Genomic DNA, 21,634 nt, shown 5'->3' on the forward strand with positions numbered 1-21,634 from the left:
AATCATTTTGCTCCATCTCTCATCAGCACTACTTTTATTGTTTTTAATAAAATTTCGAAATCTTTCCAAATTGTCCAATCATCGATATAAGCTACATCTAGTTTGACAACATCGTCAAAATTGGTAATTCCACTTCGACCACTAATTTGCCATAGCCCAGTAATGCCTGGTTTAAAACTCAATCGACGTTTCTGCTCAGGAGTATACTTTTCATATTCGTCCACAGTTGGAGGACGAGTTCCTACTAGGCTCATATCCCCAATCAGTACGTTCCAAAACTGTGGCAACTCGTCAATACTAGTTTTACGTATAAAGCGACCAATTTCTGTAACTCGAGGATCATTATCCATTTTAAACATACCACCTTGCATGGTATTCTGATCCATCAATTGCTGCTTGATTTCTTCTGCATCTACCCTCATGGAACGGAATTTATAAAATGTGAAATAGCGACCATTTTTACCGACTCGGGTTTGAGAGAAGATTGCTGGTCCACCATCTTTTCGAATCATTGGAACAAGGACTATACTTACCAATCCACAGATGATCAGTCCAACAATTGCTCCTAAAATATCAATCATTCGTTTGGCAACTATGTGGCTTGGTTTGTAGAGATTTGTAGAAAAAGTTACTACATTTAATCCAGCCATCTCATGGATTTGTTTGTTTCTACCTAAATTCTTATCAAAGGCATTTAGATTAACAGTAACATCAATTCCCATCGTTTCAAATTGAGAGATAATGCTACCAATATCATAATCCTCACTAGGTAGATTTACAAAGACTTCATCAACTACCTCATGAGTTGCATAATTGATAAGATTTTTGGGTGGAACAACAGTAACATTATCATGTTTAAAATCTGGATTATCTAAGACACTGACTGCTACTAATTTCCCAGACACGTCATTTGCTGTCAAAAGACGTTCAATTACCTTCTCAATCCGAGATGTCGCTGTAATCAAAAGAATCTTTCGGCTACCTTTTAAATTATGATTAAATTGAACCCAGTATTTTTTTATAACAAAACTAAGAATATAATTTAGAATCCCGTATAAAGAAAGGAAATAGATCATTCCTCTTCTAGAAATAACAAATTGATCTTTAAGGAAAAAACTAGAGAAACTAATTAATAACGCAAAAAATATGATGTATTTTATTGTCTCTATCAATTCAACCGACTGACTTCGCTTGAAAAAATCCTTACCATAGCCACTAATATAGAAGGCTGCAAAATGAAGAAAATAAAGGACAAACACAGTTTTTGCAACAATCTCTGTTTCTGTAACAGAAATCAGTATATAAGCTAATACACTAACGAGTATACTCTGCAAAAACGCTAGAGTTACGTTATAGAAACCCCTTCCTTCCATATTTCCTCCCTAAACTTATTTTTTACCGTAGGCACCGTAATTCCCATATCCACCATATGTACCATAAGTACCATACTTTTCAAGATGGATATTGAATTTATTCAAAATTACTCCCAAGAAGGGTACGCCTGTTTGCTCTAATTGTGTCTTAGCTTTTTGAACTTCTCTACGTTTCGTAGCAGAAGCCTCTGTTACCAAAATAGAAGCATCGCATTTTTGAGCAATAATCGCAGCATCGATAACGACTCCAATCGGAGCTGTATCTACAATGATATAGTCAAAATACTTGCGAAGTGTTTCTATCATAACTTCAAATTTTTCACTTTGAAGAAGAGCTGTCGGGTTAGGTGAAATAGCTCCAGACTGGATAACAAATAAATTCTCCACATTCGTCTCACACAAGCCATGTGACAAATCTTTTGTACCAGATAGGTAGTCTGTCAAACCAGTGATTTTTTCAGTAGACATGAAAACACCAGACATAACAGAATTTCGAATATCTGCATCAATAAGGAGTGTTTTGTAGCCAGCACGCGCAAAAGCCCAGGCAATGTTGGTTGATGTCGTAGATTTTCCTTCTCCAGGTCTAACTGAGGACACTGCAATAACCTTTAACTTATCTCCACTCAATTGAATATTTGTGCGTAGAGCGTTGTAGTATTCTTCTGCTTTTTTTACAAACGCTTGGCGTTTTTCTGATAATTCTAACTTTGCCATGTTTACTCCCTTACTTTAATTTCTCTAGATTTGGAATAACTCCCAAAAGTGAGAGATGCATTACTTCTTCAATATCTTCTGGACGTTTCACTCGATCATCCAATAGTTCAACTAATAGAGCCAATAGAATCACAACACTTGCTCCTGCACCTACACCCAAGATTGTGTTGCGACGAATGTTTGGTGAAGATGGTGATACAGCAGGACGAGCTTCTTCCAAGGTCGTTACATCTGATACTTTCGTAACAGAAATAATTTTTTCAGCAGCTACTTCTCGAAGAGCATTTGCAATACGGCTTGCTTCTTCAGGTTTACTGTCACGTACAGAAATTGACACAATACGTGTATCTGCCGGAACTGTTACTTGAACTTTTCTAGCAAGAGCTTTCGCATCAAAATTTAATCCTTGCCCAGCCACTACTTTTTCTAATACATCCTGAGAAAGGATAATCTCACGGTAGTCTTTTACCAAGTAAGAACCTGCTTGCAAATCTTGGTTAGTTAATCCAGGTTTATCAGCTTGATTTCTATTAACAACGTAGATACGTGTAGTACTTGTATATTCAGGTTTAACCACAAACGAACTATAGGCAAAAGCAATAGCTCCAGTAACAATAGCTGCTAGAGCGATAAATAATTTACGCTTCCACAATACTTTTAACATTTGTACTACATCAATTTCGATTTTATCTTTGTCTTTCATTGTAACTCCTATAATATTTGATTTTCAATCACTTTTGCAGGATTGGTCGTAAAAAGCTCTTGGGCTTTTTCTTGGCCATATTTTTTACTAACCAATTCGTAGGCTTCCTTCATATAAGGTCGTCGATCAACTAGATTATGCATGTCACTTGCCACGATATGAACTAGATCTCTATCTAAAAAATAGCGAGCTCGTTTTTTCATAAACTTATAGGTATCGCCAAATAGTTTTGGCTTTAGAATACTCGAACTATTAATTTGCGTGTAACATCCCATATTGATAAGCTCTCTCACTCTTTTTTCATCATTTTCCAAAGCGTGGTAGCGTTCAATATGAGCAATCACAGGCGTTATGCCTAACATGAGAACCTTAGACAAGGCGCTGTGAATCTCACGATAAGGTGTATTCATACTAAATTCAATCAAGGCATACCGTGTATCATTGAGTTTAGGGATGATGTGATTTTCTAATTTATCTAAGATGTCGCTAGTAAAATAGATTTCAGCACCGTATAAGATTGTTAGGTCAGGAGCTATTTCCTTAGACAGTTCCTGAACGATCTTAAAATTAGCAGCAATTTTATCTTCTGGCGTCTCAAACATTCCCTTTCGTCGATGAGAAGTTGAAACAATAGTCCGAACCCCTTGTGCATATGCTTCTTCAAGCAATACTCGACTATCTTCTATAGTTTTAGGTCCATCATCGACATCAAAAACTATATGTGAATGGATGTCAATCATTTTATTTCCCTTCCATGATATCTTTAATAGCTGTCTTACTTGCTTCCAAACTATTCTGATCCACTTCTAACATATACAAGGCACTATCTGGCATTGCATATGAAGGAAGATCCATACGACCAGTTCCCTTTAAATCTTGAGTTGTAACAGTATATTTGCCGCCATTTGCTAGTTGAGAATTGACTAGCCCAACCATAGTTTCTGGTGGCATATTGGTTTGAACCGAAGACTGTAGACCTTGGATAATGGCATCATAATTTTTCAAGGCTTCTGCAGAGGTCAATTTTTGAATAATAGCAGCAATCACTTTTTGATGATTACGACCACGATCGCCATCACCATTTGCTAACGAATAACGCTCTCTAACAAAGCCTAAAGCTTGCTCAGAGTCTAGATGCACATTTCCAACTGGGAAATGATAATTGCCATGACGTGACGTGAATTCTTGGTCGTTGTAGACATCTACACCTCCCAGAAGATCTATCAATTTCAAGAAAGAAGTGAAGTTGAGACGAGCATAATAATTCAATTCAATGTCATAGAGGTTTTCCAAGGTATGGATAGAAGCATCCACCCCATAAATCCCCGCATGTGTCAGTTTATCTTTTTGATTATTCCCACCATCAGCAATCGACACATAGGCATCACGAGGTGTTGTCGTCAATAATATTTTCTTAGTATCCTGATTGACAGTCATAATGATATTGACATCTGAACGTGATACGGAACTTATAGGACCATAGGTATCAATCCCGCTAATATAGACATTAAAAGTATTATTTGTTGCCACTTTAGGAGCTGCAACTGTCTTTGTTAGATCCTTAGTATAAATCTTTTTAATTTTCTTAGCATAATCCGGATCTTCTTGTTCAATCAGATTTTCAAAAACACCATTTAAGACAATTGCTTTTGTTTGGCCAGCAAGCAAGCTCTTATATGCCGCTTGATAAGAACTAACCTCCTCAACAGTCAGTTCTTTACTATGACTTGCTTTGATATCATCTATAAGTTTATGAATATTTTCTCCATCTGTCGCCATAGGAGCTGCAAGGCTTGTCAATTGAGAAATATCATCTACCTCACTATCTGCTAAAACAGCTATACTCATCGAATAACTTGAATAATTAGACGAAGCATTAAATTGATTTGCTAAGCTGACAAACTGTTGGACTCCAACTAAAGCAGCTAAACTTAAAGCAATTGAAATGATGAGACTTATCATGGTGAAAATCTTAGCTTTTTTCTTTATGATTAAAGTTAAAAACACCAATGCAATCAGCACAATAACAGCTGTCAGAATAATATTCAAGTTACTGACAGCCAGAATATGATAACGATATACTAGAAACAATAAAAAACAAGCAAGAACTACATAGATTGCAAAGAAACCAATGTTGAAGCTCTGCTGAACTTTACCAGATTTACTTAATTTTGAACGTTTACTCACGTTTCACCTCTAAATAACTTTTTATCTTCATTATATCATAAACTAGCCCTCAAGGCTATTAACATATAACTTGATAACGTTTTAATTTATAATAAATATTTTATCGCCTTATCACAAATAAAAGAGCTTCTCCAAGAGAAACTCTTTTATAATTATTTGACGTGATTTTCAAGCTCTTTTTGATTCTTTTCGACTGAATTTTTGCGTTCTTGTTCCCATTTGGCTTTGGCTTCGTCAAATTGGGCAATAGTAACCACATCTTTCTGCAGTCTCATGTATTTGTAGTTGCTTCCAGTCCCTTTGATTCCAACAAGTGAATATGCTCGTGTAAATGGCGTTACACGGGTCACCGAAGCTACGCCACCATCTGAATTCACAGGAATAAGAAGCGAACTATCAATCAACCAAGCTTGTGCATCTGCATAATTTTCATAACGTTTTGCAACATCTGAACTTTCTGCATCCGCCGCTTTCAATTTCTGAGTATATTGATCCATTCCAAGACTTGTAATCTTGTCAGCATCCTTACTTGGATCAAGCCCTAAAATCTTAAGATAGAAACCATCTTCTGCGTTAAAAGGATTGAGGTAAGTTGATGGATCTTGGTAGTCCGCTGACCATCCATCCAAGTTCAAATCATAGTCATGATCAGCTGGCGTTGGTGCTTGGAAAGTCGCATTGGCATAGTCTTCAGTTGAAACTAAAACTACATCAATCACTACATTTTCCTCTCCAAGAGTGGATTCGATAGACTGTTTAAGTGAATAAATCTTAGGAAGAAGAGTTTTATTGATCTGATCCACTGGTAAATCTAAATGAATCGGGAAGGTTACACCTTGAGCCTCTAGTTCTTTTTTAGCTTCTGCAAATTGAGCTTGCGCTTTTTCTTTGTTGAAGTAGCCATCTTGGGCATCTTCGAGATTCATATTAGTCCATTCTGTGCCGTAATTCACTAATTTAGAGGCAACTGTTTCACCAAAAGTTTTATCTCCTACTTGCACAAAAGTAGGTGGTACAAGTGTGTTACGAAGAGTGTTTTTAGCAGCTTCTTCTCCATTAGACTGAGCTGAGTAGGCTGTACGATCAAGGGCGAAGTTAATAGCTTGACGGAAATTTTTATTTAAAATTGCAGTTTTTGTAGCTTGTTTCTGTTCATCGCTGGTCTTGGCTGTATGGTTATAGGCTTGACGATTTACGTTGAAGTTATAATACCAAGAAGTTGCACCTTGCAAGCTATAGACGATATTATCCTTGTATTTCTCCTTAATCTTGGCGAAATTTGAACTATTTGGATAAACACCTGCAGACGAATAAGCTCCACTTTCAAAGTTACGAATCGTCATGTCTTGGTCAGAACCATCAACATAAGCCAACTTAACTCTTTCAATCGTCACTTTTTCTTGATCATAGTAATGAGGGTTTTTCGTATACTCAAGTGATGACTTAGATGTAAATTCTTTTAACAAATAAGGACCACTATAGAGAATACTGTCTGGTTTTAGTTCTCCAAATTCTTTGTCTTTAGAAGTCAAGAACTCTTCATTGACTGGGAACAAGATACTGTTAGTTGTCTTAGAATTCCAGAAAGATTCAGGACGTGTCAAGGTGTATTGGACAGTATGGTCATCTAAGGCTTTAACACCAACATTTGAAAAGTCTGAGTTTGCTCCTGTCACATAATCATCCAAACCTTTGATTGAGTTTTGAATCAAATCTAGCGCTTGACTCTTATTATCAGCAGCATATTTAACACCCGTCACAAAGTCCTGAGCTTTGATAGGCGCATATTCCTCCCCATCAGCAGTGAACCACTTAGCATCTTGGCGAAGTTTATAAGTATAGGTTAGACCATCCTTAGAGACACTCCAATCTTCTGCAAGGGCAGGAACAAGATTCCCATAGTTGTCATTTTCCAAAAGACCATCAACTAAGTTGGTGATAACATTGGTATTGTCACCAGCATAATCCAAAAGATAGTTAAAAGTAGTTGGATCAGCACCAAATGTAGATGAGTAGGTCTTATCGTCCGATGCAGACTGACCACATGCTGCCAGCAATACAGTAGTAGCAAGAGTCAAACCCGCTCCCAATAAGCGTTTTTTAAGTCTCATGATTCATCTTCTCCTTTTATGTTAGGTTTTATGACATGTAACTATTTTATCAAATTTTGGCTAAAAAGTAAAGTTATATAATTTTTTGACATTACAAGCAATTATTCTTATATAAAAACAAAGAACTCCTAATGTATTAGGAATTCTTTGTCAAGATATATTTTATGAAGGCTATTTAATGTGGTTCGCTAACTCTTTTTGGTATTTAGCATTTGTTTCAATTTTCTCTTTTTGCCATTTCTTGAAGGCTTCTTCGTATTCTTTAGTGGTTACAATATCATTTTGCAATTCCAAACCTTTGAATACAAATGGATCACCCTTAATTCCGACTTGAGAGTAGGCTTTTGTAAATGGCACTGTACGACTCACAGTCGGAGAACCACCTGAAGAAGCAACAGGAATAAGGAGTGAGCTATCAGATACCCAAGCTTGTGCTTTAGCATATTTTTCATAGCGTTTGTTAAGGTCTGTTGTTTCAGATGCTGCATCATCCAAGAGTTTCTTGTACTCATCAAGTCCAACTTGAGCCATGACTTCTGGATCTTTTCCTTTTGTGATACCCAAGTGTTTAAGGGCAGAACCCTTCTTAGCATCCAGGATATTTAGATAGGTAGCTGGATCTTGATAGTCTGGTCCCCATCCAGTACCATTCAAGTCATAGTCTTTTTGAGAAGGAACCTTAGCTTGAGATGTAATACTCATTTTTTCATTATCAGTCATTTGAAGCACATCGATAACGACATTTTCAGTACCAAGCGCTGATTCGATAGATTGTTTGAGTGAGTTTGTCTGTTGCACAGCAATCACATCTGTCTGTTCAACTGGAATATCTAAATGGATTGGGAAGGTTACGCCCTTAGCTTGCAATTCTGACTTGGCTTTTTCAAAGGCTGCTTTTGCTTTTGTTGGATTGTAAAGAGTGTCTTTACCATCTGTCAAAGCTACATCTTTCCACTGGTCTCCGTATGTAACCAGTTGTTCCTGAGCTAGTTCTCCAAAGGTTTTTTCACCAACTTGAACATAGTCAAAAGGCACAAGGCTATTACGGATAATCTTATCTGCCCCTTCCTCGCCATTTAACTGCGCTGCATAAGAATGACGGTCAAGCGCGAAATTGATGGCTTGACGGAAGTTCTTGTTAAGAAGAGCTTCTCTTGTTGATGTTTTTTGAGCATCATCAGTCTTAGCTGTCTTGTTGTAAGATTGACGGTTTACGTTAAATGTAAGGTAATAGCTGGTCGCTTCTTGCGGGCTGTAGACAATTTTATCACCGTATTCTTGCTTGGTTGATTCAAAATTTGAAGAAGTCGGGAAGAGGCGAGCTGTTGTGAACGAGCCTGCTGTAAAACTACGAATCAATGACTCTTGGTCAGAACCATCATAGAAAGTCAACTTAATGTTATCGATTTTAACATTGTCCTTATCCCAATAATTTGGATTCTTTTCGTATTCAATAACGGATTTTGACGTTAGATTCTTCAAGATATATGGCCCATTATAGAGGATAGATGAAGGTGTTGGTGTTCCGTAATCTTTACCTTGAGAATTGAGGAATTCTTCATTAACAGGAAGCATTGGTGCAGTTGTTACCTTAGAATTCCAAAAGCTTTCAGGTTGATTCAAGGTATATTGAACAGTATAATCGTCAACTGCCTTGATTCCTACTGTTGAGAAGTCGTTGCTCTCACCACTGACATATTCTGCCAATCCTTTAATAGAATCTTGGATAAGAGTTAAACCATCCGATTTACCGTCAGCTGCATGTTTCAAACCAGTTACAAAATCCTGAGCCTTAACTTCTGCATACTCTTCACCTTCAGAAGTATACCATTTAACACCCTTACGAAGTTTGTAAGTGTATGTCAAACCGTCCTGTGAAACTGACCAATCCTCAGCTAGAGATGGAATCAAATTTCCGTACTTGTCATTTTCCAAAAGACCATCTACAACGTTTGCGATAACGTCAGATGTTGAACTTTTACTAGTAATACTATAGTCCAAGGATGAAGGGTCGATAGCGTATACATACGAGAATGTTGTCGGAGCTTCTGCTTTTTTCTCAGTCTTCCCACAAGCTGCTAAAAGTAGTGCTGCACTCATCGTAATCCCTGCTATTGCTAGCCACTTTTTCGATTTCATTGGTATTCTCCTTTAAATAGTTATTTTCACCATTATACCCTATTTTTTTATAAAAGCAAGGGTTTTCATGCGATTTTTTAGAAAATTCAAACAAATCTTCTTTATGGTTTTTTCCTTTGATACAAAAAATCTCAAGCACCTAAAGATACTTGAGATTTTCCATTTAATCAATTAATTCGACACAGAATGCATCCCAAGGAGATAGTGTTAGTTGTTCGAGTTTATCTCGAACATCGGTATTAGCGATTAAGACTGACTTAAGGACTGCATCCAAGTGAAATTCTTGTTCTTGACTAGAAAGGTTAACCACTACTAGGAAACGACGCTTACCATCCTTGCGGATATAAGCAAAGACCTTTTCAGCTGTCTCTAGTAATTCAAAATCTGCATGAACCAACCAGCTGTTTTCCTTGCGAATCTGGACTAGTTTTTGATAGGTATAAAAGATTGAGTTAGGGTCATCTAGAGCAGACTCAACATTAATACTGTCATAACTTGGGTTTACAGATAGCCAAGGTTTCGCACTTGAAAATCCAGCATAAGCAGTATTATCCCACTGCATTGGAGTACGAGCATTATCTCTACCCACTACTCGGATACTATCCATAATTTGCTCTAACGGCACACCCTGTTCAAGTGCTTCTTTGGCGTAATTGACTGACTCAATGTCTTCTACTTGCTCCAAGCTTTCAAACGGAAAGTTAGTCATACCGATTTCTTCACCTTGATAAATATAGGGAGTTCCTCTCATTAAATGCAGTAAAATCGCAAATGCTTTGGCTGATTTCTCACGGTATTTCTCCTCATCCCCCCAAATGGAAACAATGCGTGGAAGATCATGGTTATTCCAAAACAGGGAATTCCAACCATCCTCTACTCCGAGCTCAGTTTGCCACTTATTAAAAATGGTCTTCAACTTAGAGACATCCAAATCTTTTTGGTAGTGCCACTTAGGTTGCCCTTCCTGATACTGAAGACAAATATGTTCAAATTGGAAGACCATAGACAACTCTTGACCTTTTGGATTCGAATAACGCTTAGCCTCTTCTGGGTTTGCTCCCCAAGCTTCACCAACAGTCAACAAATCTTTGTCACCAAAGGTTGCCTTGTTCATCTCCTTAATATAGGGATGGAGCATGGGACCGTTGCTGACGACCTTCTCATCTGGAATCTTGCCAATCATATCGATCACATCCAAACGGAATCCACCGATACCCTTGTCAATCCAGAAATTAATCATTTGATAGATTTTATGACGAAGCTCTTCGTTTTCCCAGTTGAGGTCCGGTTGTTTCTTACTGAAAAAGTGTAGATAGTACTGACCAGACTTTTCATCATATTCCCACGCCGAACCACTAAAAGTAGAGGTTAAATCATTGGGTTTATCTCTCCAAATATAGTAGTCTCGCTCTGGACTTTGGGGATTGTCACGCGCTTCAATAAACCAAGCATGCTCGTCTGAGGTATGGTTGACCACCAAATCCATGATGATTCGAATATCTCTCTTTTTCCCCTCAGCTATCAATTCATCCATGTCTTCCATAGTGCCAAATATAGCAGCAATATCTTGATAATTTGAAATATCGTAACCATTATCATCCATAGGACTATCATAGACAGGCGAAAGCCATATAGCTGTGATTCCAAGCTTAGCAAGATAGTCTAGTTTACTGGTAATCCCTTTTAAATCTCCGATTCCATCCCCATTACTATCCTTGAAACTTTTTGGATAGACTTGATAAACGACCGCATTATGCCACCATTTCTCTTTCATATCTCTACCTCTTTTTATAATATTCTATATTCCATAATAGACTTTTTTCTCATTTTATGCAAACGTTTACCCAATATTTTTTCTTATTTCGTCACTCCTCAGTTTCTTATCTTCTCTTTTTTTTATATAATAGAGTTCAGAGGTAAAAAAATGAAAAAACAAGCTTTTAGTTCTGAACAATATTTAAACTTACAACGCGACCATATTTTGGAGCGTATCAATCAATTTGATGGTAAGCTCTATCTAGAGTTTGGCGGTAAGATGTTGGAAGATTTCCACGCTGCCCGCGTCCTTCCTGGATATGAGCCAGATAACAAAATCAAACTCTTGCAAGAGTTGAAAGAACAAGTCGAGGTTGTTATTGCCATTAACGCTAGCAATATCGAGCACTCAAAGGCTCGTGGTGACTTGGGTATTTCTTACGACCAAGAAGTGCTCCGTTTGATTGATAAATTTAACGAATTGGGTATCTTTGTTGGCTCTGTCGTTATCACACAATACGCCGGTCAACCTGCTGCAGATACCTTCCGTAATCAATTAGAGAAGCATGGTATTGATTCCTATCTACACTATCCAATCAAGGGGTATCCAACAGATATGGATCACATCATCTCACCTGAAGGTATGGGGAAAAACGACTATATCAAAACTAGTCGTAACTTGATTGTCGTGACAGCTCCTGGACCTGGTTCAGGGAAGTTGGCAACTTGTATGTCTAACATGTACCACGACCAACTTAATGGCATCAAGTCTGGTTATGCTAAATTTGAAACCTTCCCAGTTTGGAATCTACCTCTCCATCATCCGGTTAACTTAGCCTATGAAGCTGCTACTGCAGATCTTGACGATGTCAATATGATTGACCCATTCCATCTCCAAACTTATGGAGAAACTACAGTCAACTATAACCGTGATATTGAGATTTTCCCTGTCCTTAAGCGCATGCTTGAACGTATCTTGGGTGAATCTCCTTATGCATCTCCAACGGACATGGGTGTTAATATGGTTGGTTTTGCTATCATTGATAACGATGCGGCTATCGAAGCATCCAAACAAGAAATTATCCGTCGCTACTACCAGACAGTCCTCGACTTCAAGGCTGAAAAGGTCGGAGAGACCGCGGTTAAGAAGATTCAACTTCTTATGAATGACCTGGGAATTACACCAGCTGATCGTACAGTTGCTGTTGTTGCTCGCCAAAAGGCAGAGGAAACAGGTGGTTCAGCACTGGCACTTGAACTACCATCAGGAGAGATTGTTACAGGTAAAAACTCTGAACTCTTTGGACCAACCGCTGCTGTCTTGATTAATGCTATTAAGAAATTAGCCAATATTGATAAAGAAACTAAATTGATTGAACCAGAAGTGGTCAAACCAATTCAAGGCTTAAAAATCAATCACTTAGGCAGTCGAAATCCTCGTCTACATTCAAATGAAATTCTTATCGCACTTGCCATTACAGCTATGGAAAATCCAGATGCAGATCGCGCCATGAAAGAATTAGGAAATCTCAAAGGAAGCGAAGCTCACTCAACCATTATCTTAACAGATGAAGACAAAAACGTCCTTCGCAAACTTGGAATCAACGTAACTTTTGATCCTTACTATCAATACGATCGCTTGTATCGAAAATAAGTTTTAAATATCATACTTATATGTAATTCCCCCCAAGAAGTTGCTTCTTCCCTATAACTTCTTGAGGGGTTATTTCTTATTCAAGGGATAGAAAATCATTCTCTATGTTTTTTACAAACATGTATTATCAAAAACTGAAAAAGAAAGCGGATTATTTTATCTATTTTCTTAATTATTTAGAGATTTTCGGTCTTATAAAGACTTTATTTTTATAAATCGCTATTTATTTTGCCAATTTTTACAAAATTTATATTAAATTTCATTGTTTTTTAATATTCTAGTGATATAATTGTAAGAAATTGCAATTTCTTTATAAGTAGATAATAATTTACCGCAGGAGTTTATTATTCATGAGAGAATTACTCACTCAAAAAGAACAAAGACAATTAAAGATTTTAGAGTATTTATTTGAAAATTCAGATTGGATCTATCTTGATGATTTATCTAAAATCATTGGCAATAATCCCAGAATTATTAAAAGTGACATCAAGGAATTACGGGATATACTTCCTGATTTTAGCATCAAACACTCTACCGCTGGAATTATGATGGTAAATGTACAAAATATTGGTATTGAGAAAATCTACCAATATTTTTTGCAGACCTCTGATTTTTTTAAAGTCTTAAAAGCTTTCTTCCTATTAGATGCTCCGTTTACTTATGAACATCTTGCTGAATCTTTAGATGTATCTCTTCCCGCACTTCGGAAAAAAGTTGCTGAAATTAACAAGATCCTTAATGGAAATTACAATTTCAAGTTAAAAGTTACACCAATTTCTATCATTGGAGATGAAAAGGATATCCGCTTCTTCTTCTCCCAATACTTTCATGAAGCTTATGGTTTTTTAGACTGGCCTTTTTCCCATGTCCAAGAAGAAGATGTGGAAAATTTTGTTTCTTTCTTTCTTAAGTTGGCAAAATTCCCTGCAAAATATCAAAATCTATACCAAATTAAAACTCAAGCAGCTATTAACATTCATCGAATCAATACAGGAAACTACGTTCAGTTATCCACTGAATGCTCTTGCAAGTTCCCTCTCTATGATCAATTACCTAAGTTTGAGCATCAGTTACAAGTTTTCTCACAAAAGATAGGAGTTGAATTAACACCTAAAAATCTTGACCAGATTTTTAGTCCTTTTGCTGAGCTTTCTCTTTTCTTCACAATCGATGACTTTTTGGCAGCTCGTCCCCTCTGCGAGCAAGTGGACCATTCCTACCACGCCGCTCGAGATATACTAGATAATCTCACCCGCAAATTTGGAGTTCAATTCTCAAATACAGATGCGCTTATCTGGAATTTGCATAACACTGCTCTTTTAGAACGCAAAGAAATCAATTCCGAATCGATTATCAGTCGTAATAAATCTTATACCCTGAGCAAAATTAAAAAGATTTTCCCTAAATTCTACGAAGCAACCGTGATAGAAATGATGAGATATAAAACCAGCATTGGTCAGAAGGAAAAATCTCGAAACGTTGTACACCTAGTATATACTTTCTTCACTCACGCTGAAGGCATTATCGACCAGTTATTTGAGGCAAAAAAGAAGGTTAGGGTTTTAGTTTTAAGTGAATACGACTTCGCTCACCCCCACTTCCTGATTTCTCTATACCAGTTCCATACTTCTAATAACATTCAATATGAAACTTGGGACAAACCTTCCTTAAATCTCAACGAAATAAAAGAGATGAACTATGATGCCATCATCACTAATTTTGATCTCAAGGGCTTAGTCCACCCAAATATTATGAATATCAGCAGAATGTCTATTTTGCAAGTTGTAAATGAACTAAATAAAATCTCAATCCAAGATTTATAGTTATAAAAACCTCCTAGAAAAATCTAGGAGGTTTTTGAAATCTATGTATTTCTATAAAATCACGCAGTAGTCACATTATTCAAAATCAAGTGTTTGGCCCTTAATCACAAGCTTAGTATGAGCTGTTATATATTGACGATCAAGGGTTGTTGTGACTTCCCCTTCACCATTTATAATATGCCAAGCTCCATCTTTATGAACAACCATGGCAACTTCTTGTTTGTTTTTATCTTCATTTCTAACTGCTAGGGCATAGGCATCATCGACCCCTTCTAGCAAGAGTTCTTTGTTGCTACTGAGTGTCAGTAGATAATAGGCTCCGTCTCGAACACCAATATCATATTGTTGATTCACAAATATAGTTTTGTCGTAGCTAGGTCTGGGTTCAGAAGTTTCTGATCCATTTCCAAGAATACTTTTAAAAGTATTTTTTTGTTTTTCTGACTCTGCCTGTTCTTGAGATTTGATAAATTTTTGAACTGCAGCAATCTTTTCACTATCTTGTTTCTTTGAAGCTCTCATTTGATGAATAATGACAGTCCGAATCAAAAACGAACTTGCAAACAAGAGTCCTATGATAGTTGAAATTTTCCCTTTTTTCATTTAGGCTTCAATCTCCTTATACTTCACTATTTACTACTTTTCAATAGTATAACAAGATTTTTATAGGATGACAAGAAAAATTGAAAAGTAACAGCAGGATTTCCCTTATTCTACCGTTACTGACTTGGCAAGGTTACGTGGTTTGTCCACATCGAGTCCACGGTGTAGGGTTGCAAAGTAAGCAATCAATTGCGTTGGTACGACCATTGAGATTGGTGAGAGGTAAGGGTGGACGGTCGTAAGAACGATGTCGTCTGTCTCTTTGGCAACATTTTCTTCTGCAATAGTAAGGACCTTAGCGCCACGAGCTGCCACTTCTTGTACATTCCCACGAGTGTGGTTGGCAAGGACTGGGTCTGACAAGAGGGCCAAAACAGGTGTTCCATCTTCAATCAAGGCAATGGTTCCGTGCTTGAGCTCTCCAGCCGCAAAACCTTCACACTGGATGTAAGAAATCTCTTTGAGCTTGAGACTGGCTTCCATGGCTACATAGTAATCTTGACCACGTCCGATGTAAAAGGCATTGCGTGTTGTTTCAAGAAGGTCACGAACTTTAGCATCAATCAATTCTTTTTCTGAAAGGGTTGATTCGATAGACTGAGCCACGATAGACAACTCGTGAACCAAATCGAAAGCTTTGGCTTTTTCATTGCCATTTGCTTCACCAACTGCTTTTGCAAGAAAGGCAAGGGTTGCGATTTGTGCTGTATAAGCCTTAGTTGATGCTACGGCAATTTCAGGACCTGCGTGAAGCAACATAGTATGGTTGGCTTCACGTGAAAGGGTTGATCCTGGCACGTTTGTCACTGTCAAGCTTGGAATTCCCATTTCATTAGCCTTAACCAAAACTTGACGGCTATCAGCTGTTTCACCAGATTGGCTGATAAAGATAAAGAGTGGTTTCTTGCTGAGAAGTGGCATGCCGTAGCCCCACTCAGAGGAGATACCAAGTTCAACAGGCGTATCTGTCAATTCTTCTAGCATCTTCTTAGAAGCAAATCCTGCGTGGTAAGATGTTCCAGCTGCAAGAATGTAGATACGGTCAGCGTCTTGAACAGCCTTGATGATAGCTGGATCTACGACAACTTGACCAGCCTCATCTGTGTAGGCTTGGATGAGCTTACGCATAACTGTTGGTTGCTCATCAATTTCCTTGAGCATGTAGTAAGGGTAAGTCCCCTTACCGATATCTGACAAGTCAAGCTCGGCAGTATAGCTAGCACGCTCACGGCTGTTACCATCATAGTCTTGCACTTCGACGCTATCAGCCTTCACAATCACCAATTCTTGATCATGGATTTCCATGTATTGGTTAGTTTCACGAATCATGGCCATGGCATCTGAGCAGACCATGTTGTAGCCTTCACCAAGACCAATCAAAAGCGGTGATTTGTTTTTCGCCACGTAGATAACATCTGGATTTTCAGAGTCGATCAAGGCAAAGGCATAAGATCCACGGATGATGTGAAGGGCTTTTTTGAAGGCTTCAAGTACTGACAAGCCATCTTCTTCCGCAAATTTCCCAATTAAGTGAACGGCGATTTCAGTATCCGTTTGTCCCTTGAAGTGGTGACCTGCAAGGTATTCTTCTTTGATTTCGAGATAGTTTTCAATCACCCCATTGTGCACCAAGACAAAACGTCCTGTCTCAGAGCGGTGTGGGTGAGCATTGTCTTCCGTTGGTTTCCCGTGAGTCGCCCAACGCGTATGTCCAATACCAGTTGTTCCCTCAACACCAGCTGTCTTAGCAGATAATTCTGCAATACGACCAACAGCCTTAACTAAATGGTTTTCATCACCACCTAGGACAAAAATTCCCGCAGAATCATAACCACGGTATTCGAGCTTTTCAAGCCCTTGAATCAAAATATCAGTTGCATTTGTGTTTCCAACAACACCAACAATTCCACACATAGTATATACGACACAGATAAACTGTGTTTTCTCCTTAAATTGGTATAGTCTAATTCTTGCTTTACAGAATCAGCAAAAACAGTATATACTTGTTTCTTTATCTTGTCAAGAATAAAAATTGGTATAGCTCAATTGGTTTTAAACAGCAAACAAAAAACCATTCAAGAAACAGCTCTTGAACGGCTGGAAATTATAGTTGTTTGCAGTGTTATCATTGCAACAAATATATCTAAGATAAGAATTTTTACTAATGATTTCGCCCCAACCCAAGATAGGTATAGGTTCGAGTACCTGGACAATCTTTTTCCATCTTCACTCTAAAATAAAACCGATGTTTCCTACCATCTTTGGCATTTTCCTTGTTTAAGACAAAGTAGTCCTTTTGGTTAATGGCCATGGTGCGTAGAATGTCGTCAATCAGAAAAGTCAGAGGCACATTCATGGCAGAGTATTTTTGAAAATCTTCCTCGAAACGAATATAGTCATCTGAGAAATAGTCCATCTGCAATTTGTTTTCATATAACTCTTTTCTAGTCATCAACTTCCTCCTGACAAAGTTGGATTGTGAGAATATCATCTACTCTTAGCAGTCTATAGCCCTCATTCGTTTTAACAGAGACTTCTTGAGGAGATAATTCTCTTACTTCACCCAATATCGTGCTTTTATGATTTTTCTCCTTGACCATAAAAGAGCCTTTTAGTCGTCCAACGTAGAGCTGGGAAAGCAGCAACAACTTCTCGACTGGATTCAAATCTGTTGATAAATCCACACGATTTTTTTCTGCACTGAGTGAACTGGTATGCTCCGATAGAAAAAAGCCCATCCACTTCTGCATGCCCGGATCCTGATAATCCCTCGCGGATTGAAAGGGCAAATAAGAACGATCAATCATTTTAGTCCATCTAATCCTCCAGCAGAGTGCCCTCCGATCAGCTTACTTCTGGCAATACTTCTCGATGCGTCCTCTAAAGCAGTCGCCTTCAAGAGAGAAGTAAAGCCGAATTGCTCTCTAATCGAATCAATGGCAGTCTGGAGCCTTTCTTCTTTTTCTACTTTATCAACATCATCAAAAAGAGAAATCAAAGCAAAGGATTCGTCCACAAATCCTGAATAATTGACAGCAACACTTCTGACGGCCCCAGAAGTGTATTTGCTATGGAATAATTTCAGCACGTAGCTGACCAAAAGACTAGTGCTGTTGGTTGGCTCAATCTTCATCTGGGTATGGATGGAACGTTTTTGTTCCTGCTTAGAAAAACCAAGATGAATAGATACCACTGTCGCCTTTTTACTAGCTCTTCGAATCCTGATAGCCACCTGCTCCGCCATCTCTCGGAGTATAATTTCGATATCTCGCTGCTTGACATAGTCTCTCGGTAAAATTTGCGAATTGCCCAAGCCATGAGATTTTGGCTTATAGGGTTTATGAACATTACTCTCGTCAATCCCATTGGCATGGAACCACAAGCGAAGTCCAGCTTGGCCAAGCTCCTTCTTCAGGACATCAGGATTGCTATTGGCTAATTCCTTAATCGAATAGATTTCCAAGCTATTCAAGCGCTTCTCCATCCGATGACCAATCCCCCAAAAGTCGGTCATCTTTGGAATGGACCAGACCTTATCTTCCACGTCCTGGTAAGACCAATTGGCTCGCATAGTCGGTGTGTGCTTGGCTTCATTATCCAAGGCCAACTTAGCAAGCAGGGGATTGGCATTCGACATACCGACCGTCGAGTAAATCCCTGTCTGTCGCCAAATATCCCTCTGAATACGAGCCGAAAGCATATCTAGCTTATCTTTTCGAGAAATCTGCTGGTCCGGGACAAAATAATTAAGCGAACTGGTTAGGTCAATAAAGCCTTCATCAATTGAATAAGGATAAATATCATCTGGACTGCCATAGTTCTGAAAGATTCCTTGGATTTCCATATTAACTGCGATATACTTATCCATCCTAGGAGGGACAATCACGGTCACCCGAGCCCAATCTTCGATAAATTTCACATAGGCCGGGTCTGTCCGTAAAGCTTGTTTTTTGGCATTATAGTAGGAAAATTTACGCGTCTTGATATCAAAGGGGAGGTCATAGGCACGACCAACATTTGCTTTCCCAAAAACCTTTTTAAACATAGGAGAGGAGGCAAGAATCAGCCCAACAGAATTATCCGCCCGACTCATAACACAAAGGGAGGTTTTAAGGGGATGGAGTCCTCTTTCTACACACTCAACACTAGCATAAAAGGACTTCATATCGACAAAGGCAATATCACTTTGGGGCTCTCTGGAATAATCAAAGTAGCCCATAGGCTATCCCTCCATAGGTACAAAATTACCTACGATAATTCCCACAATCCGAGGATCTTCTTCGTAAGAAATGTGAATATCCTTATATTTAGGATTGATGGAGACCAAACGCAGACCATCTTCTTCTCGATAGACCCGTTTGATATAGGTCTGGTTATTGCAAACCACTGCATAGACAGCACCGTCGTAATCAAATCCGGTCTCCCGAATCAGAGCCACTGAACCATTTTGATATTTAGGTTCCATGGAATCTCCTGATACCCAGGAAGCAAAGTCGTGGGCTAGTTCTTCATTAAAGTAAACCGTATCAAAGTTTCGATCATCATAAACCGAAGCACCAATCCCAGCTGACATGCGTTCATAGACATGATACTCGTAGAGTTTTTCTGAAATAGCAGTCACCTTCTTGGCTTGTTCTTCTTGAGCCAAGTTGCGAGCATAGACCACCACCTTCTCTTTCCCTTGATTGGAAAGGCTATTATAGAGACGGACAATTTCGATTTGGGTAAAATTGCCTTTTGGTACTTTTAAAAGATCTTCTAGTTGAGCAACCTTCTCTTTAGAAGGCTCCTTGACTCCACGTTCCCAAGCTGAATAAGCCTGAAAACTAATCCCAAGTCGCTCTGCAATCTCTTTTTGTGTTAGTTTTAGCTCTTTTCTCCGAGCCTTAAGTTTTTCTGGTTGGTACATGACTTACCTCCTAGTCTGATGCTTTCGTTGCAGGTTGACTTTATTTTTAAAATTCAACCATTTTGGTTTAGTTTTATTATATAAAAAAAGTAGACGAATGTCTAGTGGGAAAATTCCACTTTAAACCCTACCTGCTTCAGCTTCATAAAATAATCATGACTTACAAATAAAGAAGAAAACCATCTCAAATTTGATGAGATGGTTAATCATTTAGTCCACTTTATAAAAAACTTGTTCTGAGCTTGTTGGAGCAGCTTGACCAGCAATAAGCCTGTTTTTACTTGAATCAGAATCAACCCACTTCATAGTAGTCCCAGCAGGATAAACACTCATTCCATACCCTGAGAAACCATCTCTAATACTGAAATTAATACTTCCATCGTTACCTATACTCACTTTTTCAATATTTCCACTGTCTACTAGCCCATTTTTATCGAATGTAAACTCTTTCCCAAGTCCATTTCTCCAAGTTCCAACTAGAGTAGAGAAATCTCCATTTAGAATAGCTTGCTCATCTATTTTTTGTGATTCAGCATTCGTTTGCTCTTCTTGTGTCGAAGGTTTTTCCTCCGTAGTCGTAACACTATCTTGAGTAGTCGTTGAACTAGTGGTTATTGTACTAGTTGCTGTCGTACTAGTAGTAGAAACCAGCTCTGTTGTAGCATTTACTGCTTCTGTATCTTGTTTCTTATGATTAAAGAGGAAGAGAGAACTTATCAGCGCTATAGGGATTAAGGAACATAACATAAGCAACAGCCAGTTGATGCCTTTTTCTTTCGACTGCAGAACAATGATTTCTTGATCATCCTGATAAATCTCAACTAATTCATTCAATTTAGGCTGAAAATTCATCTCACGAATTGGAATTGTTAGCTCATCCCCTGTATTCAGCTGTATTCTAGCAAGCCCATCTTCAATGCTGATGATCTTATGCTTCGGTTTATAAGTAAAAGCAGCATTTTTAGCTTCAAGTTTTACAACTAGGTCCTCATAAATGTGAACAATATCACCAATTTTGGGCTCGAATTCACAATTTTCAATAGCAGACTTTTGAAAACTTCCATTATTATAACCGATATAAACAGTATCTTCAATTCTTTTAATTATCTTTCCGATTTTCATTTATAACTCCTTTCGATTCTTCTAACCCTAATTATAACACACTAAACTGATACTAGGAACAAATTATATAAGACAATGACTACTGGTGTGATTTTTGGGGGTGAACTCTCTATTAAGGATTTAAAAAGAACACCCCGAAAGGTGCTCTTTGTAAGTATAGTAATTCTTTCGAATTAACGTTTACTAAATTGTGATGCTTTACGAGCTTTCTTAAGACCTGGTTTGGAAAGTATGAATTTCAGTTGGACTAAAAACAGCGTAATATCAAGACTTTTCTCCGCTTTTATAAAAGCTTTTTTCCAATCAAATTCAACTAATTTTATCCGAATGGTGTGGATTTTACCCCCAAAATTACAGAGAATGGAGCTGATAAACACTAAACGTTCACACCATTAGTTAAATGATTTTTTGTTCATCATTTTTCTTAGATGATAGAACTTCTAATTTATTTCTTATTCAAGCAAAAACAACCTGCTATAAGTAAGAAAGAGGAAGATACAAGAAAAACACGGCGTAAAAACCGATTCAGTTCATTGTC

Annotated in this window: 17 protein-coding genes; 2 read left to right on the forward strand and 15 right to left on the reverse strand. The window is 38.0% G+C overall.

Annotated elements, in window-relative coordinates:
* Positions 1-2: 2 nt before the first annotated feature.
* From PAN07_RS15350 to PAN07_RS15385, 8 genes are all read right to left on the reverse strand, one after another.
* Positions 3-1,373, reverse strand: a complete 1,371-nt coding sequence (locus PAN07_RS15350) for a sugar transferase (protein WP_269798265.1) — start codon at positions 1,371-1,373, stop codon at positions 3-5.
* A gap of 15 nt (positions 1,374-1,388) precedes the next feature.
* Positions 1,389-2,090 carry a tyrosine-protein kinase gene (locus tag PAN07_RS15355; RefSeq protein ID WP_269798266.1) on the reverse strand — a complete coding sequence of 234 codons (702 nt, stop codon included), beginning with the start codon at positions 2,088-2,090 and terminating at the stop codon, positions 1,389-1,391.
* A 10-nt stretch (positions 2,091-2,100) separates the two neighbouring features.
* On the reverse strand, positions 2,101-2,793 hold the full coding sequence (locus PAN07_RS15360; RefSeq protein WP_269798267.1) for a Wzz/FepE/Etk N-terminal domain-containing protein: 693 nt from the start codon (positions 2,791-2,793) through the stop codon (positions 2,101-2,103).
* 8 nt (positions 2,794-2,801) lie between these two features.
* Positions 2,802-3,533, reverse strand: coding sequence for a capsular polysaccharide biosynthesis protein Cps4B (cps4B, locus tag PAN07_RS15365; protein WP_269798268.1), 732 nt, complete (start codon positions 3,531-3,533; stop codon positions 2,802-2,804).
* Between the two features lies 1 nt (position 3,534).
* Positions 3,535-4,980 carry an LCP family protein gene (locus PAN07_RS15370; RefSeq protein ID WP_269798269.1) on the reverse strand — a complete coding sequence of 482 codons (1,446 nt, stop codon included), beginning with the start codon at positions 4,978-4,980 and terminating at the stop codon, positions 3,535-3,537.
* Between the two features lie 152 nt (positions 4,981-5,132).
* Positions 5,133-7,091 (reverse strand): peptide ABC transporter substrate-binding protein, encoded by a 1,959-nt coding sequence (locus PAN07_RS15375; RefSeq protein ID WP_269798270.1) that lies wholly within the window; start codon positions 7,089-7,091, stop codon positions 5,133-5,135.
* A gap of 171 nt (positions 7,092-7,262) precedes the next feature.
* Positions 7,263-9,230: a peptide ABC transporter substrate-binding protein gene (locus PAN07_RS15380; RefSeq protein WP_269798271.1), complete on the reverse strand. Its 1,968-nt coding sequence runs from the start codon at positions 9,228-9,230 to the stop codon at positions 7,263-7,265.
* Between the two features lie 163 nt (positions 9,231-9,393).
* Complete coding sequence (locus PAN07_RS15385) at positions 9,394-11,004, reverse strand: alpha-glucosidase (RefSeq protein WP_269798272.1); 1,611 nt, start codon at positions 11,002-11,004, stop codon at positions 9,394-9,396.
* Between the two features lie 150 nt (positions 11,005-11,154).
* Between PAN07_RS15385 and PAN07_RS15390 the strand changes: the two genes are divergently transcribed.
* Both PAN07_RS15390 and PAN07_RS15395 read left to right on the forward strand, forming a co-directional pair.
* Positions 11,155-12,639: a DUF1846 domain-containing protein gene (locus tag PAN07_RS15390; protein WP_269798273.1), complete on the forward strand. Its 1,485-nt coding sequence runs from the start codon at positions 11,155-11,157 to the stop codon at positions 12,637-12,639.
* Positions 12,640-12,989: 350 nt separating this feature from the next.
* The gene (locus PAN07_RS15395) at positions 12,990-14,462 is read left to right on the forward strand and encodes a M protein trans-acting positive regulator PRD domain-containing protein (RefSeq protein ID WP_269798274.1); all 1,473 of its coding nucleotides are present in this window, start codon (positions 12,990-12,992) and stop codon (positions 14,460-14,462) included.
* A gap of 75 nt (positions 14,463-14,537) precedes the next feature.
* Here the strand turns inward: PAN07_RS15395 and PAN07_RS15400 are convergent, their stop codons facing one another.
* The 7 genes from PAN07_RS15400 to PAN07_RS15430 all read right to left on the reverse strand — a co-directional run bounded on the left by PAN07_RS15400 (position 14,538) and on the right by PAN07_RS15430 (position 21,096).
* A complete protein-coding gene (locus PAN07_RS15400) occupies positions 14,538-15,065 on the reverse strand; it encodes a hypothetical protein (RefSeq protein WP_269798275.1) in 528 nt (175 codons plus the stop codon).
* Positions 15,066-15,170: 105 nt separating this feature from the next.
* Positions 15,171-16,979 (reverse strand): glutamine--fructose-6-phosphate transaminase (isomerizing), encoded by a 1,809-nt coding sequence (gene glmS / locus PAN07_RS15405; protein WP_269798276.1) that lies wholly within the window; start codon positions 16,977-16,979, stop codon positions 15,171-15,173.
* A 247-nt stretch (positions 16,980-17,226) separates the two neighbouring features.
* Positions 17,227-17,517, reverse strand: coding sequence for a DUF5960 family protein (locus tag PAN07_RS15410; protein ID WP_269798277.1), 291 nt, complete (start codon positions 17,515-17,517; stop codon positions 17,227-17,229).
* Complete coding sequence (locus tag PAN07_RS15415) at positions 17,510-17,872, reverse strand: hypothetical protein (protein ID WP_269798278.1); 363 nt, start codon at positions 17,870-17,872, stop codon at positions 17,510-17,512. The genes PAN07_RS15410 and PAN07_RS15415 overlap by 8 nt, the downstream gene beginning before the upstream one ends.
* The gene (locus tag PAN07_RS15420; RefSeq protein WP_269798279.1) at positions 17,869-19,284 is read right to left on the reverse strand and encodes a Y-family DNA polymerase; all 1,416 of its coding nucleotides are present in this window, start codon (positions 19,282-19,284) and stop codon (positions 17,869-17,871) included. The genes PAN07_RS15415 and PAN07_RS15420 overlap by 4 nt, the downstream gene beginning before the upstream one ends.
* Before the next feature lie 3 nt (positions 19,285-19,287).
* Positions 19,288-19,974, reverse strand: a complete 687-nt coding sequence (locus PAN07_RS15425; RefSeq protein ID WP_269798280.1) for an XRE family transcriptional regulator — start codon at positions 19,972-19,974, stop codon at positions 19,288-19,290.
* A gap of 210 nt (positions 19,975-20,184) precedes the next feature.
* Entirely contained in the window at positions 20,185-21,096 is a 912-nt protein-coding gene (locus tag PAN07_RS15430) for a DUF6287 domain-containing protein (RefSeq protein WP_269798281.1), read from the reverse strand.
* Positions 21,097-21,634: the final 538 nt, after the last annotated feature.

It is taken from the genome of Streptococcus sp. SM5 (genome assembly GCF_027497975.1).

Excerpts from the sequence above, each read along its gene's own strand:
- PAN07_RS15350 (WP_269798265.1), bottom strand. The coding sequence starts at position 1,373 with ATGGAAGGAAGGGGTTTCTATAACGTAACTCTAGCGTTTTTGCAGAGT.
- PAN07_RS15355 (WP_269798266.1), bottom strand. The coding sequence starts at position 2,090 with ATGGCAAAGTTAGAATTATCAGAAAAACGCCAAGCGTTTGTAAAAAAA.
- PAN07_RS15360 (WP_269798267.1), bottom strand. The coding sequence starts at position 2,793 with ATGAAAGACAAAGATAAAATCGAAATTGATGTAGTACAAATGTTAAAA.
- cps4B (WP_269798268.1), bottom strand. The coding sequence starts at position 3,533 with ATGATTGACATCCATTCACATATAGTTTTTGATGTCGATGATGGACCT.
- PAN07_RS15375 (WP_269798270.1), bottom strand. The coding sequence starts at position 7,091 with ATGAGACTTAAAAAACGCTTATTGGGAGCGGGTTTGACTCTTGCTACT.
- PAN07_RS15380 (WP_269798271.1), bottom strand. The coding sequence starts at position 9,230 with ATGAAATCGAAAAAGTGGCTAGCAATAGCAGGGATTACGATGAGTGCA.
- PAN07_RS15385 (WP_269798272.1), bottom strand. The coding sequence starts at position 11,004 with ATGAAAGAGAAATGGTGGCATAATGCGGTCGTTTATCAAGTCTATCCA.
- PAN07_RS15390 (WP_269798273.1), top strand. The coding sequence starts at position 11,155 with ATGAAAAAACAAGCTTTTAGTTCTGAACAATATTTAAACTTACAACGC.
- PAN07_RS15395 (WP_269798274.1), top strand. The coding sequence starts at position 12,990 with ATGAGAGAATTACTCACTCAAAAAGAACAAAGACAATTAAAGATTTTA.
- PAN07_RS15400 (WP_269798275.1), bottom strand. The coding sequence starts at position 15,065 with ATGAAAAAAGGGAAAATTTCAACTATCATAGGACTCTTGTTTGCAAGT.
- glmS (WP_269798276.1), bottom strand. The coding sequence starts at position 16,979 with ATGTGTGGAATTGTTGGTGTTGTTGGAAACACAAATGCAACTGATATT.
- PAN07_RS15410 (WP_269798277.1), bottom strand. The coding sequence starts at position 17,517 with ATGACTAGAAAAGAGTTATATGAAAACAAATTGCAGATGGACTATTTC.
- PAN07_RS15415 (WP_269798278.1), bottom strand. The coding sequence starts at position 17,872 with ATGATTGATCGTTCTTATTTGCCCTTTCAATCCGCGAGGGATTATCAG.
- PAN07_RS15420 (WP_269798279.1), bottom strand. The coding sequence starts at position 19,284 with ATGGGCTACTTTGATTATTCCAGAGAGCCCCAAAGTGATATTGCCTTT.
- PAN07_RS15425 (WP_269798280.1), bottom strand. The coding sequence starts at position 19,974 with ATGTACCAACCAGAAAAACTTAAGGCTCGGAGAAAAGAGCTAAAACTA.
- PAN07_RS15430 (WP_269798281.1), bottom strand. The coding sequence starts at position 21,096 with ATGAAAATCGGAAAGATAATTAAAAGAATTGAAGATACTGTTTATATC.